At 69.9% G+C, this 15,289-nt stretch carries 14 protein-coding genes and 1 pseudogene; 7 read left to right on the forward strand and 8 right to left on the reverse strand.

Going from position 1 to position 15,289, the window contains the following annotated elements; all coding sequences use genetic code 11:
• Positions 1-368: pseudogene (locus tag ACFWPJ_RS08775) on the forward strand (hypothetical protein); the annotation flags it as partial.
• Between the two features lie 99 nt (positions 369-467).
• Here ACFWPJ_RS08775 and ACFWPJ_RS08780 read toward each other — a convergent pair.
• Complete coding sequence (locus ACFWPJ_RS08780; protein ID WP_378848955.1) at positions 468-2,045, reverse strand: MFS transporter; 1,578 nt, start codon at positions 2,043-2,045, stop codon at positions 468-470.
• A gap of 117 nt (positions 2,046-2,162) precedes the next feature.
• Between ACFWPJ_RS08780 and ACFWPJ_RS08785 the strand changes: the two genes are divergently transcribed.
• Positions 2,163-3,308 carry a DUF5925 domain-containing protein gene (locus ACFWPJ_RS08785; RefSeq protein ID WP_378848957.1) on the forward strand — a complete coding sequence of 382 codons (1,146 nt, stop codon included), beginning with the start codon at positions 2,163-2,165 and terminating at the stop codon, positions 3,306-3,308.
• On the opposite strand, the gene ACFWPJ_RS08790 is transcribed toward ACFWPJ_RS08785, so the two are convergent.
• Positions 3,309-3,872, reverse strand: coding sequence for a TetR/AcrR family transcriptional regulator (locus ACFWPJ_RS08790; protein WP_378848958.1), 564 nt, complete (start codon positions 3,870-3,872; stop codon positions 3,309-3,311). It lies immediately after the preceding gene.
• Positions 3,873-3,977: 105 nt separating this feature from the next.
• Here ACFWPJ_RS08790 and ACFWPJ_RS08795 point away from each other — a divergent pair, with 105 nt between their 5' ends.
• A complete protein-coding gene (locus tag ACFWPJ_RS08795; protein ID WP_378848960.1) occupies positions 3,978-5,669 on the forward strand; it encodes a nitroreductase family deazaflavin-dependent oxidoreductase in 1,692 nt (563 codons plus the stop codon).
• Here the strand turns inward: ACFWPJ_RS08795 and ACFWPJ_RS08800 are convergent.
• Together ACFWPJ_RS08800 and ACFWPJ_RS08805 are read right to left on the reverse strand one after the other, a co-directional pair.
• Positions 5,659-7,197 carry an MFS transporter gene (locus ACFWPJ_RS08800; protein WP_378848961.1) on the reverse strand — a complete coding sequence of 513 codons (1,539 nt, stop codon included), beginning with the start codon at positions 7,195-7,197 and terminating at the stop codon, positions 5,659-5,661. The genes ACFWPJ_RS08795 and ACFWPJ_RS08800 overlap by 11 nt on opposite strands.
• Positions 7,198-7,415: 218 nt before the next feature.
• The gene (locus ACFWPJ_RS08805) at positions 7,416-8,261 is read right to left on the reverse strand and encodes an NAD(P)H-binding protein (RefSeq protein ID WP_378848963.1); all 846 of its coding nucleotides are present in this window, start codon (positions 8,259-8,261) and stop codon (positions 7,416-7,418) included.
• Between the two features lie 80 nt (positions 8,262-8,341).
• Here ACFWPJ_RS08805 and ACFWPJ_RS08810 point away from each other — a divergent pair, with 80 nt between their 5' ends.
• The gene (locus tag ACFWPJ_RS08810; protein ID WP_378848965.1) at positions 8,342-9,292 is read left to right on the forward strand and encodes an AraC family transcriptional regulator; all 951 of its coding nucleotides are present in this window, start codon (positions 8,342-8,344) and stop codon (positions 9,290-9,292) included.
• Between the two features lie 20 nt (positions 9,293-9,312).
• The gene (locus tag ACFWPJ_RS08815; protein ID WP_378848976.1) at positions 9,313-9,705 is read left to right on the forward strand and encodes an acyl-CoA thioesterase; all 393 of its coding nucleotides are present in this window, start codon (positions 9,313-9,315) and stop codon (positions 9,703-9,705) included.
• Here the strand turns inward: ACFWPJ_RS08815 and ACFWPJ_RS08820 are convergent.
• The 4 genes from ACFWPJ_RS08820 to pdhA form a co-directional block, all read right to left on the reverse strand.
• Positions 9,695-10,507, reverse strand: coding sequence for an SDR family oxidoreductase (locus tag ACFWPJ_RS08820; RefSeq protein WP_378848967.1), 813 nt, complete (start codon positions 10,505-10,507; stop codon positions 9,695-9,697). The two genes, ACFWPJ_RS08815 and ACFWPJ_RS08820, sit on opposite strands and share 11 nt — an antisense overlap.
• A 121-nt stretch (positions 10,508-10,628) precedes the next feature.
• Complete coding sequence (locus ACFWPJ_RS08825; protein WP_378848968.1) at positions 10,629-11,963, reverse strand: dihydrolipoamide acetyltransferase family protein; 1,335 nt, start codon at positions 11,961-11,963, stop codon at positions 10,629-10,631.
• A gap of 14 nt (positions 11,964-11,977) precedes the next feature.
• A complete protein-coding gene (locus ACFWPJ_RS08830; RefSeq protein WP_378848970.1) occupies positions 11,978-12,952 on the reverse strand; it encodes an alpha-ketoacid dehydrogenase subunit beta in 975 nt (324 codons plus the stop codon).
• A complete protein-coding gene (gene pdhA / locus ACFWPJ_RS08835; RefSeq protein ID WP_378848972.1) occupies positions 12,949-14,031 on the reverse strand; it encodes a pyruvate dehydrogenase (acetyl-transferring) E1 component subunit alpha in 1,083 nt (360 codons plus the stop codon). Before pdhA ends, ACFWPJ_RS08830 begins: the two co-directional genes overlap by 4 nt.
• A gap of 171 nt (positions 14,032-14,202) precedes the next feature.
• On the opposite strand from pdhA, the gene ACFWPJ_RS08840 reads away from it, so the two are divergent.
• Both ACFWPJ_RS08840 and ACFWPJ_RS08845 read left to right on the forward strand, forming a co-directional pair.
• Positions 14,203-14,697 (forward strand): Lrp/AsnC family transcriptional regulator, encoded by a 495-nt coding sequence (locus ACFWPJ_RS08840; protein WP_189031043.1) that lies wholly within the window; start codon positions 14,203-14,205, stop codon positions 14,695-14,697.
• Positions 14,698-14,825: 128 nt separating this feature from the next.
• A partial coding sequence (locus tag ACFWPJ_RS08845; RefSeq protein WP_378848974.1) for a hypothetical protein occupies positions 14,826-15,289 on the forward strand: 464 nt, incomplete at its 3' end.

Here is a 15,289-nt window from a genome sequence, read left to right on the forward strand (position 1 = left end):
TGCCCTACGAGGACAAGGCGCCGTGGAAGAGCGAGTACGACCGTGAGGTCGCGGCCTGGAGCCGGATGACCGGCACCATCTCGCTGGGCGCCAGCATCGCCACCCTGGTCGGTGGCCTCGGCGGTGCTGCGGTCGGCTGTGTGCTCGGTGGCGCGGCGGGCATCGCTCTCACCGGCCCGATCTCGCTGATGCTCGGCGCACCGATCGGTGCCGTCGGTGGTTGCATCGCGGGCGCCCTGGCGATCGGCTCGCTCGGCACCATCGGCGGACAGCTGTTTATCACCGCGCCGGTCGCCATCATGGCGGCGGTGCAGTACTTCACCACCATCAACTCCCCGATGCCGAACAACCCCGCACCCGCCAAGTAGGCCGCACACCGAGAACTCTCGTGGAGGGGACGACTCGACGAGATGACGAATCCCGCCCGATCCTCATCGGGCGGGATTTCGCCGTGTCCGAACAGTTCGTCAGTGCGCGTCGGCGTCGACGGTAGGTGCCTTCTCGTTCGGTGCCGGGATATGGCGCAGCAGGACCATCACCAGGGCGGCCGCGACGGCGGTGAGGCCGATGGCGACGAACGAATTCACCTGGAGCGCATGGGTGTACGCCTGACGGGCGATCGTGCTGAGTTCGGCGCCCAGTGCTTCGGGCAGTGCGGCCGCGACGTGCAGCGCGCCGGCGAGGGTGTCTTCGGCGGCGTGTGACACTTCCGCGGGGAGGTCGTCGGGCAGGGCCTCGGCCATGCGGCCGCGGTAGACGGCGGTGCCGATGCTGCCGATCACGGCGACGCCGAGGGCGGCCGAGAGTTCCTGGCCGGTTTCGGAGATCGCCGAGGCCGCACCGGCTCTGGCCGGGTCGACCGCGCCCACGATCAGATCGAGGCCAAGGACGAACATCGGGCTGAGGCCGAGGGAGAAGACCACCATGCCGGTGACGATCAGGGCCAGGTCGTCGGCGCCGGAGAGCTGGGTGAAGATCGCATAGCCCGCCATGGCGATCACCAGGCCGACCGCCATCAGATACGCGGGGCGCACCCGGGGCGCGAGGGCGCTCACGACACCGGCGGCCACGACCATCGCCGCGGCCTGCGGCACGGTCCACAGTCCGGCTTCGAACGCCGACAGGCCGAGCACCAGCTGCAGATACTGGGCCAGCAGCAGGAAAAGCCCGCCCATCGCGAGCATGGCGACCATCAGCGCGACCAGCGATCCACTGAACCGCACATTGCCGAACAGCCGCAGGTCGATCAGCGGATCGGTGAGCCGCTGCTGGCGCAGCACGAACACCGTGCCGAGCACGAAACCGGCCACCAGCACGGCGACGGCATCGATCGCCCAGCCGTCCTTGGCCAGCTCCTTGATGCCGTAGATGACGGCCATCACCGACAGCAGCGACAGCAGCGCGCTGAGAATATCGAGCTTGCCAGGGTTCGGGTCCTTGTATTCAGGCAGCAGAATCGGACCGCTCGCCAGCAGCAGCACCATCGCGGGCACCGCGACCAGGAACACCGAGCCCCACCAGAAGTTCTCCAGCATCGCGCCGCCGACCAGCGGACCGATCACCATGCCGATCATGAAGCTGGTCATCCACACGCTGATCGCGGTGGTGCGCTGGCGGTCGTCGTGGAACATATTGCGGATGAGCGCCAGCGTAGACGGCATCAGCGTCGCGCCCGCGATGCCGAGCAGCGCGCGGGTGCCGATCAGCATGCTCGCGCTGGTGGAGTACGCGGCGACGATCGAGGCGACGCCGAAGGCGAGCGCGCCGATCATCAGCAGCTTGCGCCTGCCGATCCGGTCGCCGAGGGTGCCCATGGTGATGAGGAATCCGGCGACCAGGAAGCCGTAGATGTCCAGGATCCACAGCAACTGTGAGCTGCTCGGCCGCAGTGCCTCGCTGATGTGCGGAATCGCCAGGTAGAGGACGCTGAGGTCCATCGAGATCAGCAGGGTCGGCAGGGCGAGCACCGCCAGCCCGATCCATTCCTTGAGCCCGGCCGTCCCGGTAGCCTCGCCGGTGGCCTGGTCGCTCTGTGTGGACATCACGGTACCGACGTTACCGACGGATCGGCGGCACGTGCCAGGCATTTTTCGGCGTCGCGGCCGGTGTGTCGGCGCAGAAGTCATTGGACATTGCCGGGCCGGTCCCACGAGGATGGCGCGGTGTCCACACGTAATGAACAGCTCAGGCTCGTCGATTCGCCGCGTCAGCCGGAGGATCCGGGTGAGCGGTTTCCGTGGTCGGCGGCCATCGACTCCACCTATTCCACCCGCGACGCCATCGACGCGCTCGCGCTCGCGCCGTTCCTGCGCGGCGACCAGTCCTTCGCCCGCCAGGCCCACCTGGACCGGGTGCGACCCGACGCGCCGCTGCGGCCCGCCGATTCGCGGATCGTACGCTCGGTCGCCGACGACGACAGCAGCGCGCTGCTCGCCGAGGGCGAGGGCTGGTCGCTGCGAGCGGTGCGCTGGGCGGGCGGTTCGGCCACCGTCGAGGTGACCGCCGTCAGCGACGAACTCGCCGTCGACGTGCTGGCCAGGGCAACGGCCGAAGCCGTGCAGCCGCCGGGCGCCGGCTCCACCGTGGAGATGGGGTTCTGGCACATGGATGTCCGGCGGCCGCTGCGCAGGCGCCGCCAGATCAGCGCGCCGGCGTGGTCGGAGATCCGCGGCAACTACGCCGCGGCGGTGTCGGCGAGCATGGATCGGCTGATGGCGCTCGAGGTCGCCGAGATCAGGGGCAGGCTGGTGCTGTTGCACGGCGAGCCCGGTACAGGCAAGACCACCGCGCTGCGTGCGCTGGCGCGGGCGTGGTCGTCGTGGTGTCAGGTCGACTGCGTCGTCGATCCGGAGGAACTGTTCAGCAATCCCGGCTATCTCATGGAGGTGGCCGCGGGCGCCGACGGTGACGACGGCAGCCGCTGGCGCCTGCTGGTGCTCGAGGACTGCGACGAACTCATCCGTGGTGAGGCGAAAGAGGCTGCGGGACAGAAGCTCTCGCGCCTGCTCAATCTCACCGACGGCATGCTCGGCCAGGGCCGCAATGTGCTGATCGCGGTCACCACCAACGAGGATCTGTCCCGGCTGCACCCCGCCGTGGTTCGCCCCGGCCGCTGCCTGGCCCAGATCGAGGGCGGCCGGTTGTCGGCGCCAGAGGCGCGGGACTGGCTGGCCGCGCAGGACTGCCCGCCGGGCGAGTCGATCGGCAGGGAGGGCGCGACCCTCGCCGAGCTGGTCGCGCGCCGCGACGGTGAGATCCAGATCCAGTCGGTCACCCAGGACGCGACCGAGGTCGGCATGTATCTGTGATCACGCCGGGATATGCGCCTTGACCAGCTCGGTGAGGTGACGGCCGACGCGGTCCAGCGGCTCGGTGCTGTGCTTGGCGAGCGACATTACCACCGCGCCCTCGATCGTGGCGATGACCGTCGTCGCCAGGGAACGGGCGGTGTCGGGCGCGATGTTCTCCGCGCGCAGCAGCGTCTCCAGCGCCCGCTCCCAGTCGTCGAACGCCTCGCCCGCGGCGTCGGCGGCCGCGGGCGACTCCGAGCGCCCGAGAGCGGCGGCCACGACCGGGCAGCCGTCGAGGAAATCGCTGGACTTGACGACCTGTTTCCACGCGTCGGCGAAGGTGGCGATGGTCTCCTCCGGTTTGGCGGTCTTGCTGAAGGTCTCGATCAGCGTCGTCATCGCCCGGCCCGCGACCCGGGTGGCCTCGGTGATCAGCTCGGACTTGCCGCCGGGAAAGTTCAGGTAGATCGTCCGGCGGGAGAGCCCGCTGTGGTCGAGCAGCTGCGCGACGCCGGTCCCGGTCACGCCGTTGCGGCGCACCAGGTCGATCGCGCTCTGCACGAGTCCGTCGCGTGCTGCCATCGGCGTCCTTTCGGTCGGTCCGATTGAAGTATACCGATCGGTGTACTACCGTCGGGTAAGTACACCGATCGGTGTACTCGACGCGATCCGCGGAGGAGCCGACCGATGACAGCCCTGAGCGATCAGCTCGCCCTGCCCTGCGGCCAAGTGCTGCCCAACCGGCTGATGAAGGCCGCGCTGAGCGAGGGTCTCGGCACCGCGTGCGGCGCGCCGGACGAACGCTTGGAGCGGCTCTACCGTCGCTGGGGCACCGGCGGTTTCGGCCTGGTGGTCACCGGCAATGTGATGGTCGACCACGACCATCTCGGCGAGCCGGGCAATGTCGTCATCGCCGACGAACGCCACCTCGACGACCTGTCCAGCTGGGCGCGCACCGCCAAGTCCGGCGGCGCCCGGCTCTGGATGCAGATCAATCACCCTGGCAGACAGGCGAATCCGCTCGCGACCCGGTCCCAGCCGGTGGCGCCGTCGGCGATCGGCCTCGGCCTGCCCGGCATCCCGGCGCCGCGCGCGCTCATCGACGCCGAGATCGTCGACATCGTGCACCGCTTCGCCACCACCGCGCGGATCGCGGAGCGCGCGGGCTTCGACGGCGTGCAGATCCACGGCGCGCACGGCTACCTCGTCTCCCAGTTCCTCTCGCCGCTGGCCAATCAGCGCGACGACCGCTGGGGCGGCGATCCGGACCGGCGGGCGCGCTTCGTGCTCGAGGTGGTGCGCGCCATCAGGGCCGAGGTGTCGGCGTCGTTCGCCGTCGCGATCAAGCTCAACTCCGCGGACTTCCAGCGCGGTGGCTTCACCGAGGACGAGTCGCGCGCGGTGGTGCGGCGGCTCGCCGCCGAGCGGCTCGATCTGATCGAGATCAGCGGCGGCAGTTACGAATCGCCCGCGATGATGGGCAGGCCGGTGGCTCGCTCGGCGAGTACGGTCGCGCGCGAGGCGTACTTCCTCGAGTACGCCCAGTCGGTGCGGGCAGCCGCCGGGTCGGTGCCGCTGGCCGTCACCGGCGGGTTCCGGTCGCGCGTGGCCATGGTCGACGCGGTCGAGACGGGGGAGTGCGATGTGGTCGGCCTCGGCCGTCCCAGCGCCGTCGCCCCCGGCGCGGCCGGTGACATCCTGCACCGGCGTACCGAGCGGCTGCATTCGCCCAGCATCTCGCTCGGCCTGCCCGCGCGGGTGTCGACGCTGCCCAATGTCAAGAGCCTCGAGGGCGCGCTCGACCTGCAATGGCACACCGATCAGCTGCACCGCATCGGCGCGGGCGCCGACCCCGATCCCGAGCGCACGCCGTGGCTCACCGCGGCGGCCATGCTGAAGCACCACGGTGTCGACGCGTTCCGGAGCCGAAGGGGTGTGACCGTGCCGAAGGATCCGACGCTGCGCAAGTTCGAGGTCGAACGCGCGGTCGGGCGCTATCTCGCCAACCCGGCGGTCCGCGCGCTGAGCCGGCTCGGCATCCGCACCTCGTTCGCGACCGAGCTGGAGACCACCGGCCGCAAATCCGGGCTGGCCAGGACCGTCCCGGTGTCGGTGGCCTTCGACGACACCGGCGCGTGGGTGATCAGCCAGCACGGGACCAGGTCGGGCTGGGCGGCCAATATCGGTGCCGAGCCGAAAGTTCGGGTACGCCAAGGCAATAAGTGGCGGACCGGCATCGCGGAGCTGCGCCCGGCTGACGACGTCGTCGCGCGGGCCCGCAGCTTCGCCCCGAACCCGGTGCTCGCCGGGCTGACGGCGGCGACCTTCCGCGCGTTGCAGAGCACCCCGGTCTCGGTTCGGATCACCTTCACCGACTGACGACTTTCGCGGCGGCCGCGCAGGCCAGGGTGAGCATCAGCGGAACGGCCAACGCCGCGGTGAGCGGGATGACGGCGGTCAGCCACCCGATCACCGCGGGGCCGGCCAGCAGTCCCAGATAGCCGATGGTGAACACCCGGGACATGTCGGTGGCTGCTGTCATGCCGCCGAGATTGCCTGCGGCGGTGAAGATCTGGGGTACGCCACCGGCGAGACCGAGGCCGCACATCGCCCAGCCGACAAGGGTGAGCGGCAGCCACGGCGAGGTGATGACCACGCCGAGCCCGGCAGCGGCGAGCAGACTGCCGAACCGCACGATGGCGACCGGCCCGATCGCCGCGCTGACCCGGTCGGCGAGGAACCGGCCGAGCGTCATGGTCGCGGAGAAAGCACCGAACGCGAGCGCGGCGTCGGATTCGGACGCGCCGAGATGCTCCCGGACCTGCAGGGCGCTCCAGTCGGCCGCCACCCCCTCGGCGAGCAACAGGACGAAGGCGATGACGCCGAGCGAGAGCACCTTACGTGTGCGCTCGCGGTCTCCGGCCTGGGTCTTGGGCGATCTTCCGGGAGTCAGCGGGGTCGACTCGCCCGTGCCGCCACGAGCGGCATCGTTGGCGGAGCCGCTATCCGGGACGGTTGTCGCAGACAGCTGTCGGCCCCCGTCGGGCGAGGTGGCCGCCCGAGATCGGCTCTCCGTGTAGGCAGCGCCGCCATCCGTGGCGGTGGTCGCCGTGCGCTGTCGGCCCGCGTCGTCGGCCGAGGTGTTCCCAGATCGGTTCTCTGCCTCGACCTGCGCCCCGGTGGCGTCGTGCTGCTCAGGCCGCGACCCTGTTTCCTGCTGGTGGTGCTGAGTCGGACCTGTGTCGTAATGCACGGGCCGCGAACCGGTTTCGGGCTGGTGCTGCGGAGTCGGGCCTTCGTCGTAGTGCTCGGGCCGAGAACCGGTTTCGGGGTGGTGGTGCCGGATCAGGTGGGGGACGAGTACCGCGGTGACGACGAGTCCGGCGATGCCGGCGCAGGTCAGGGTCGGCTGCGGCGACCAGCCCGCGCGCTGGGTGGCGGCGCCGACCAGTGCGCCGACGAAGCCGCCGCAGGAGAACATGGCGTGGAAGGCCGACATGATCGGGCGGTGGTAGGCGCGTTCGACGTGCACCGCCTGGGTGTTCATCGAGACGTCGAGCGCGCCGTTGCCGAGCCCGAAACAGGCCAGCGCAATCGCCAGGGTGACCGGATTCGTCGCCAGTGCGGGGCCGATCACCGTCACCGAGATCATGGTGGCGGCCAGTGCGACGAGCGTCCGGCTGCCGAACCGATCGGCCGCCGGACCCGCGACCCGCATTCCTATGAGTGCGGCCCCGGCCAGCAGCAACACGAACATCCCGAGCAGCGAGGACGACACCCCGGCCCGATCGGTGATCGCCGGAATATGCACTACCCACATGGCCAGGAGGAACCCGTTCAGCGTGAACGCGGCGAACACCGCGGCCCTGGCCAACCGAAGCTCGCGGTCGATCGTCGCTGGGGTCACCAATTCGACGGTACCTGTACCACTCGCTCCCCACTCCGCGACCAGTCCGGCCCACCCACCCGGCCAGGCCCGGCACGGCCCGGCCCGGCACGGCCCGGCACGGCCCGGCCCGGCACGGCACGGCCCGGCCCGGCCCGGCCGGGATCGCGATCACCACGCTCCCGTGGCGGTCGGCTAGCGCACGATTCGCCATCGGAGCGTGGTGATCGGTCGTCCGGTTACGCCTGGGGTGCCCAGGCCCCGGTGGCCGCGACCTCCTTCGCGTACTCACTGAAATCCCGCGGCGCGCGGCCGAGCGCCCGCTGCACACCGTCGGCGGTCGCGGTGTTGCGGCCGTCGAGGATGGTGCCGAACAGGTAGTCGAGCAGGCTGATCACCTCCCCGGGCAGCTGGTATTCGGTCAGTGCCGCAACGAATTCCGGGCGCGAGACCGGGATGAAGGCGATCTCGCGGCCGGTCGCCGTGGCGATCTCGCCCACCGCCTCGGCGAAGGTCAGCGCCCGCGCCCCGGTGATCTCGTAGATCTCGCCCGCGTGGCGCGGATCGGTGAGCGCGGCCACGGCCACCTCGGCGATATCGTCGGCGTGCGCGAACGGTTCGGGCACGTCACCGTTGGGCAGGGCGACCGCGCCCGCCAGCACGTCGCCGAGGAAGGCGCCCTCGCTGAAGTTCTGCGCGAAGAAGCTGCACCGCACGACGGTCCAGGCCAGACCCGAATCCTGCACGATCTGTTCGCATTCCAGCGCCTCGGGCTCGCCGCGACCGGACAGCAGCACCACCGAGCGCACGCCGGCTTCCTTGGCGGCCGCGGTGAACGCGCGGATGATGTCGGGCGCGCCGGGCACGGCCAGATCGGGCTGGAAGGCGAGGTAGACGGAGTCGACGCCGGCCAGCGCGGGTCCCCAGGTGGCCCGGTCGGTCCAGTCGAACGGGATCGGGGCGGTGCGCGAGCCGAGCCGGATCGGGTGGCCCGCGGCCTCGAGGAGCGCCGCGACGCGGCTGCCGGTCTTGCCGGTGCCGCCGGTGAGGAGGGAAAGCTGCTGGTGAGAAGCGGTGTTTGTCATGAGATAAGTACATCGGCCCGCGGCCTCGGGCGACATCGTCGTGCCGCTCGCGAACATGCGCCGTCGTCTACGGTGGATGTGTGGATGCGTTAGCCGGATTGCTCGAAGGTCCGCGTGCCCGCGGTGCGTTCCTGATGTGCTCGCTGCTGAACCCGCCGTGGTCGCTGCGGATCCAGGACGAGGCGCCGCTGACGGTGCTCGCGATGATCCGTGGAAAGGCCTGGGTCAGTACCGATTCCGCGCCGCCGCGGCAGCTCGGGGCGGGCGATGTCGCGATATTCCGTGGGCCGCAGCCATATACGGTCGCCGACGATCCGGCGACCGAACCGCAGATCGTCATCCATCCCGGTGAGGTCACCACCACGCCCGACGGTGAGATCCTGTGCGAGACATTGAGTCTCGGCGTCCGGCAGTGGGGCACCGACCCCGACGGTGAGACACTGATGGTCACCGGCACCTACGAATCGGCGGGTGCGGTGAGCAGGCGCCTGTTGCGGGCGCTACCGCAGGTCGCGGTCCTGCCCCGCGGCGATCTCGACACCCGCCTGCTCGACCTGCTCGTCGACGAGGCGACCAAGGACCTGCCCGCGCAGACCGTGGTGCTGGACCGGCTGCTCGACCTGCTGCTCATCGCCGCCCTGCGCGCCTGGTTCGCCCGCGACGACGCCCCGGCCTGGTACCACGCCTACAGCGATCCGCTGGTCGGCAAGGCCCTGCGCCTGCTCCAGCACAATCCGGCGCATCCCTGGACGGTGGTCGCGCTGGCCGAGGCGGTCGGCATGTCCAGGGCCGCGCTGGCCCGCCGGTTCACCGAGCTGGTCGGCGAGCCGCCGATGACGTTCCTGACCGAATGGCGGCTGTCGCTGGCCGCCGACCTGCTCGCCGAATCCGATGCCACGGTCGAGGCCATCGCCCGCCAGGTCGGCTACGGCAGCGCCTTCGCCCTCAGCACCGCGTTCAAAAGGCACTTCGGGGTGAGTCCACGCGACCACCGGCAGGGGAATGTCGCTGCGCTATCGTCAGCCGGGTGAGCTATCCCGTCTTGTGGCCGATGCCGACCCGATGGGCCGACAACGACCAGTACGGCCACGTGAACAACGTGACCTACTACTCCTACTTCGACACCGCGGTGAACGCCTGGCTGATGCGGGCCACCGGCATGGACATCACCGCGCTGCCCGCGCTCGGCGTCGTCGCCCAGACCTCGTGCCGCTTCCAGGGTTCGGTCAGCTTCCCCGACCAGCTGCAGGTCGGGCTGCGCATCGCCCGCCTCGGGAACTCGAGCATCACCTACGACCTGGCGATCTTCAAGGAGACCGAGGCGGGTCTCGAACTCGCCGCGACCGGCGATTTCGTGCACGTCTACGTCGATGCCGAGACCCGCAAGCCGGTGGCGATCCCCGAGGTGGTCCGCACGGCCGCGGCCGAACTCGTCACCGGCTAGCGGTCTGCAACATCGCCTGGAACCGGCGCATCCCGGACAGCCAGCGGTCGTAGCCGGCGCCCTTGTTCCGGTACATCTGCAGGACCTCCGGGTGCGGCAGGATCAGGAAGTGTTCGGCGGCCATCGCCTCGACCACGGTGTCGGCGACCTCCTCGGGCGAGAGCACCGCGCCCGCGGTCGTGACCGCCTTGATCGCGAGCGCCGCCGCGTCCGGCGAGCCGGGAATCAGATCGCCGCTGAGCAATCTGGTGTCCACCCCCATCGGGCACAGGCAGCTCACCCGAACGCCCTTGTCGCCGTAGGTGACCGAGAGCCATTCGGCGAACCCGACGGCCGCGTGTTTGGTCACCGAGTAGGGCGCCGAACCGATCTGAGTGAGCAGCCCCGCCGCCGACGCGGTGGACACGAAGTAGCCGGCGCCGCGCTCGATCCAGCCCGGGACGAGCAGTTTCGCGGCGCGGACGTGCGCCATCACGTTCACATCGATGGCGGCGGCCCACTGGTCCTCGGTGCTGTCCAGCCCGGGCCCGCCACCGATCCCCGCGTTCGCGAAATACAGGTCGACCGGCCCGAAGGCACTCTCGGCGGCCCCGATCAACGCGGCGACCACCTGCTCGTCACCGACATCACCCCCGACCGCGACCGCGCTGTCGCCCAGCTCACCGGCGACTTTCGCGGCGGTGTCCGCGTCGAGATCGGCGACAACCACCCGCGCTCCACCCGCGACGAGACGGTGGGCGAGCGCGGCACCGATACCCGCCCCGGCGCCGGTGACGATGGCGACTTTTCCTGCTATCTCCATGCCCGCACCCTAACGGCGACCACGTCGCGTCGCACCCGCTCGCCAGGCGCGCAGCGCCCGGTGCGCCGACGCCGAGACGCTGCGCCGGCGTCGCCGCTGAGTGACGGATCGGCGATATCGCTCAGACGCGGCTGAGCAGCGTCAGCGGATCCTCCAGGAAGCCCGCGGTGGTCGCGAGGAAGCGCGCGCCGAGCTCGCCGTCGATCATCCGGTGGTCGAAGCTGAGCCCGAGCGTGGTCACCCAGCGCACGGCCAGCTCGTCGCGAAACACCCACGGCCGCTTGCGGATCGAGCCGAGGCACAGGATCGCCGCCTCGCCCGGATTCACCAGCGGCACCCCGGTGTCGACGCCGAACACCCCGACATTGGTGATCGTGAACGTGCCGCCGCGCAGATCGGCGGGGGTGGCATTGCCCGAGCGGGCCAGCTCGGCCGCATAGGCGATTTCCCGGCATAACTCGCGCAGGTTCAGCGACTGCGCGTCCTTGAGATTGGGCACCAGCAGCCCGCGATCGGAGGCGACCGCGATCCCCAGGTTCACGTAGTGCCTGGTGACGATCTCCTGGTTCTGTTCGTCCCAGGCGGTATTGATCCCCGGATATTCCGCGAGCGCAGCCAGTGCGGCCTTGGCGACCAGGGCCAGCGGGGTGAGGGTGAGCCCCTCGAACGATTTCGTCGTGCGCAGGTGGTCGAGCAGCTCCATCGAGGCCGTGCAGTCGACCGTGACGAACGTGCTGGCCTGCGGAATCGTGCGGGCGCTGGCCAGCATCGCCGCGGCGGTGCGCTTGCGGATGCCGGTGATCGGGGCGCGTTCCTCGCGAGCCGTCGGCTCGATCAGGCCGCCGTCGGTATCGCCGGAATGCCCGTTCGCCCGTGCGGGCGCCACGTCACCGACGCGGGCCGGTGTGCGCGGCGCCGTCACCGGGACGGCCGAGCGCACGTCCTCGACGGTGACCGCGCCCTCGGGGCCAGAGCCCGCGACGAACCACAGATCGATGCCGAGCTCCTTGGCCAGCTTGCGCGCCGCGGGCGTCGCCGCCGCCCGGTGCGTGCTCGGCGTGTTGGCCGCCATCGCGGCCGCCGGGACGGACTTACCTCTGCGCGAGGTGGATTCGGCTTCCGGGCCGTAGCCGACCAGCACGTCGTTGCGGGCGACGGACTCCGCGGTCGGCGGAGCGGTGACCTCGAGATCGTTGCGCACCCGGATCAGCGGCGCGCCGACCGGCACGGTGTCACCCGGCTGGGCCAGCAGTTCCACGACCACACCGGAGAACGGCGACGGCAGCGCGACGACCGCCTTCGCGGTCTCCACCTCGGCGATGGTCTGGTTCAGTTCCACCGTGTCGCCGACCGCGACGGCCCAGGACACCAGGTCGCCGTCGGCGAGGCCCTCGCCCAGGTCGGGGAGGCGGAATTCGAGAACATGACCGTCGTCGTCGGCGGCTTGTTCCGGCACAGTGGCACCTTTCGTCACGCGGCTAGACAGCGGTCGACCGCCGCCAGAATGCGGTCGGGGTCGGGCAGGTGGTGCTTTTCGAGCTTAGCCGGGGGGTAGGGGATGTCGTAGCCACCGACGCGCAGCACCGGCGCCTCGAGGTGATAGAAGCAGCGTTCGGTGACGCGGGCCGCGATCTCGGCGCCGAGCCCGGCGAAGACCGGCGCCTCGTGCACGATGATCAGCCTGCCGGTCTTGTCGACCGATTCCGCGATCGTGTCGACATCGATCGGCGAGAGACTGCGCAGATCGATCACCTCCAGCGAATGGCCTTCCTCTGCCGCGATCTTCGCCGCCGTCAGCGCGGTGGCGACGGTGCCGCCGTAGGCGACCACGGTGGCGTCGGCGCCGCGCGTGCACACCCTGGCCCGGTGCAGCGGCAGATCCGGTTCGCCTTCGAAATCTACGTCGGCTTTGTCCCAATAGCGACGTTTCGGTTCGAAGAAGACCACCGGATCGTCGAGGGAGATCGCCTGGCGGATCATGGAATACGCGTCGGCCGGGGTGCTCGGGCAGACGACCCGCAGTCCGGCGGTGTGCGCGAAGTACACCTCGGGCGATTCCGAATGATGCTCGACCGCGCCGATGCCGCCGCCGAACGGAATGCGAATCGTCAACGGCGCCTTCACCTTGCCGCCGGTCCGGTAGTGGATCTTGGCGACCTGGGAGATGATCTGGTCGAAGGCGGGATAGACGAAGCCGTCGAACTGGATCTCCACCACCGGCCGGTAGCCGCGCAGCGCCATGCCGAAAGCCGTTCCGACGATGCCGGATTCGGCGAGCGGGGTGTCGATGACGCGGTTGTCGCCGAAGTCCTTCTGGAGCGTGTCGGTCACCCGGAACACGCCGCCGAGCCTGCCGATGTCCTCACCGAGCAGCACGACTTTGGCGTCGTCTTCCATCGCCCGGCGCAGGCCGGTGTTGAGGGCGGCGGCGAAGGTGGTGATCATGACTGCGCTCCTTCGGCGAGGTAGGCCGAGAACTGGTGCGCCTCTTCGGTGATCAGCGGGTGCTCGGTCGCGTAGACGTTGTCGAACATGCGCACCGGGTCGGGGTCTGCCATCTCCATCGTCGCGGTGCGCACGCGGCGGGCGACGTCGTCGGCGGTGTCGGCGACCCGGCGGGCGAACTCGGGGTCGAGGTGGCCTTCACGGTCGAGCAGCAGGCGGATGCGCTCGATCGGGTCGCGGTGTTCCCAGTACTCGGTGTCGGCGGCGGTGCGATACCTGCTGGGGTCGTCGGCGGTGGTGTGCGGGCCCATCCGGTAGGTCATCGCTTCGATGAACGTCGGGCCGCCGCCGGTGCGGGCACGCTCCACGGCCTGGCGGGTGACGGCGAGGACGGCGAGGACATCGTTGCCGTCGACCTGCACGCCCGGAATGCCGTAGCCGTCAGCCCTGCGCACCAGCGGCACGTGACTCTGGATGGAGACGGGCTCGCTGATCGCCCACTGGTTGTTCTGGCAGAAGAACACCACCGGCGCGCTCCAGGTCGACGCGAAGCCGAGCGCCTCGGCGATATCGCCCTGGCTGGTCGCGCCGTCGCCGAAGTAGACGATGGTGGCGATGTCGGCGCCGTCGAGGTGGGCGGCATAGGCGTAGCCGGTGGCGTGCAGGCCCTGGGAGCCGACCACGATGTTGGCGTTGGTCATGTTCACCGCGTCCGGGTCCCAGCAGTGGTGGGCCACGCCGCGCCACAGGGCGGTCAGCTGCTCGGGCGGCACGCCGCGGCAGTAGGCCACCGCGGTCTCGCGGTAGGAGCAGAAGACGTAGTCGTCGGGGTGCAGGGCATGCGCCGAGCCGACCTGGGCGGCTTCCTGGCCGAGCAGCGGCGGCCACAGGCCGAGTTGGCCCTGACGTTGCAGCGCGGTCGCCTCGACATCGATCCGGCGGGTCACGACGAGGTCCTGATAGAGCTGCCGCAATCGTTCGGCATCGATGTCGGCCACCAGCGCGGCGTGCTCGCGATCGAACACGCGCTTGCCGTCCGGCTGCACCAATTGGACCGGATAGGTCTGTTTCTCCGACATCGAGATCGCCTCCTCACCACCGCGCCTTGTGGGCCCGATGCAGGTACGACAATCGCTGAGTGCGATGTGTATCACTCAGCATCCACGATAACGCCGACTGCGCAAGCGATCGACACTGGAGTGAGCAGAGTGCATGGTCTGGTCGGGCCGAACACTGTCATACTGCGTTGTATGACAAGTCGCGAACCCGACGCCGTGACTCTGGACGCCACCGACGCGCGGCTCCTGCGCGAGTTGATCGCCAACCCGCGGGCCACCGGCGTGGAACTGGCCGCCAGGCTCGGCTTGTCACGCAACACCGTGCAAGCGCGGCTGGCCCGCTGGGACAGCGGTGGGGTACTCGGCAGCTTCGAGCGCCGGGTGGAACCGCGCGCCCTCGGCTATCCCCTGGCAGCCTTCGTCGCGGTGGTCGTTGATCAGCATCAGCTCGACGCCGTTGTCGACGAATTGGCCGACGTCCCCGAGGTCACCGAGGTCTGCGGCATGACCGGTTCCACCGACCTGACCGTCCGCATCGTCGCCCGCGACGCCGACGACCTCTATCGCATCGCAGGCCAGATCCTCAAGATCCCCGGCGTCGAACGCACCAACATGGCCCTGGTCATGCGCGAACTCGTCGGCCCGCGCACCGGCCCGCTCCTGGACCGGCTCGCGGGCCCGAGCTGAGTCGCGACAGAGGGTGTCGACCATCGAGCGGTCATCGGCGGACCGGTTGGCGTTCTTGTCGGGGGACCGCGATACTGTTGTCCGCGAGTCGGTTCGGTAGGTCCGGGCCTGAAGATGGGGTGGGAAGTATGTCGAAGCGCAGTGTTTTCGTCGTGGCCGTGGCCGTGGCCGCGATGGCGGTGACGGTGGCCGGTTGCGCGAGTTCGGATCTGTCGAGCGGTTCGGCGGGCACGTCGAAGAGTGCGGCCTTGGCCGCGCCGGTGGTGCCGTCGATGCCCGCTCTGCCGCTGCTGGATCGGCGTGCGGACAACGGTGAGATCGTCCAGCAGGCCGGACTGAACGGCGCCGGGACCTTGAGCATCGACAACGGCAACAGCGACGACGTCGCCGTGGTGGTGTCGAACGGCAATCCCGCATCGCCACAGGCGACTATCTACGTGCGGGGTAACTCGAAGGCCACCCTCAGCGGCATCGCCGGAACCTATTACGTCTATCTGAAGACCGGTGCCGACTGGGACCAGGCCACGCTCAGCTTCACCCGCGACCGCCAGTTCCAGAAGTTCGACGACTCCTTCGACGCCGGCTCCGACTG

This window comes from Nocardia sp. NPDC058497 (genome assembly GCF_042720195.1).
GTDB lineage: Bacteria > Actinomycetota > Actinomycetes > Mycobacteriales > Mycobacteriaceae > Nocardia.

Bases quoted from the DNA above. Each gene is read 5' to 3' on its own strand.
- ACFWPJ_RS08790 (WP_378848958.1), bottom strand. From the start codon at position 3,872: ATGGCAGCACGCGACGGACTCGTGCAGAGCGCGATCGACCTGGTGCGC.
- ACFWPJ_RS08795 (WP_378848960.1), top strand. From the start codon at position 3,978: ATGACAGCCCTGAGCGATCAGCTCGCCCTGCCCTGCGGCCAAGTGCTG.
- ACFWPJ_RS08805 (WP_378848963.1), bottom strand. From the start codon at position 8,261: ATGACAAACACCGCTTCTCACCAGCAGCTTTCCCTCCTCACCGGCGGC.
- ACFWPJ_RS08815 (WP_378848976.1), top strand. From the start codon at position 9,313: ATGCCGACCCGATGGGCCGACAACGACCAGTACGGCCACGTGAACAAC.
- ACFWPJ_RS08820 (WP_378848967.1), bottom strand. From the start codon at position 10,507: ATGGAGATAGCAGGAAAAGTCGCCATCGTCACCGGCGCCGGGGCGGGT.
- ACFWPJ_RS08830 (WP_378848970.1), bottom strand. From the start codon at position 12,952: ATGATCACCACCTTCGCCGCCGCCCTCAACACCGGCCTGCGCCGGGCG.
- pdhA (WP_378848972.1), bottom strand. From the start codon at position 14,031: ATGTCGGAGAAACAGACCTATCCGGTCCAATTGGTGCAGCCGGACGGC.
- ACFWPJ_RS08840 (WP_189031043.1), top strand. From the start codon at position 14,203: ATGACAAGTCGCGAACCCGACGCCGTGACTCTGGACGCCACCGACGCG.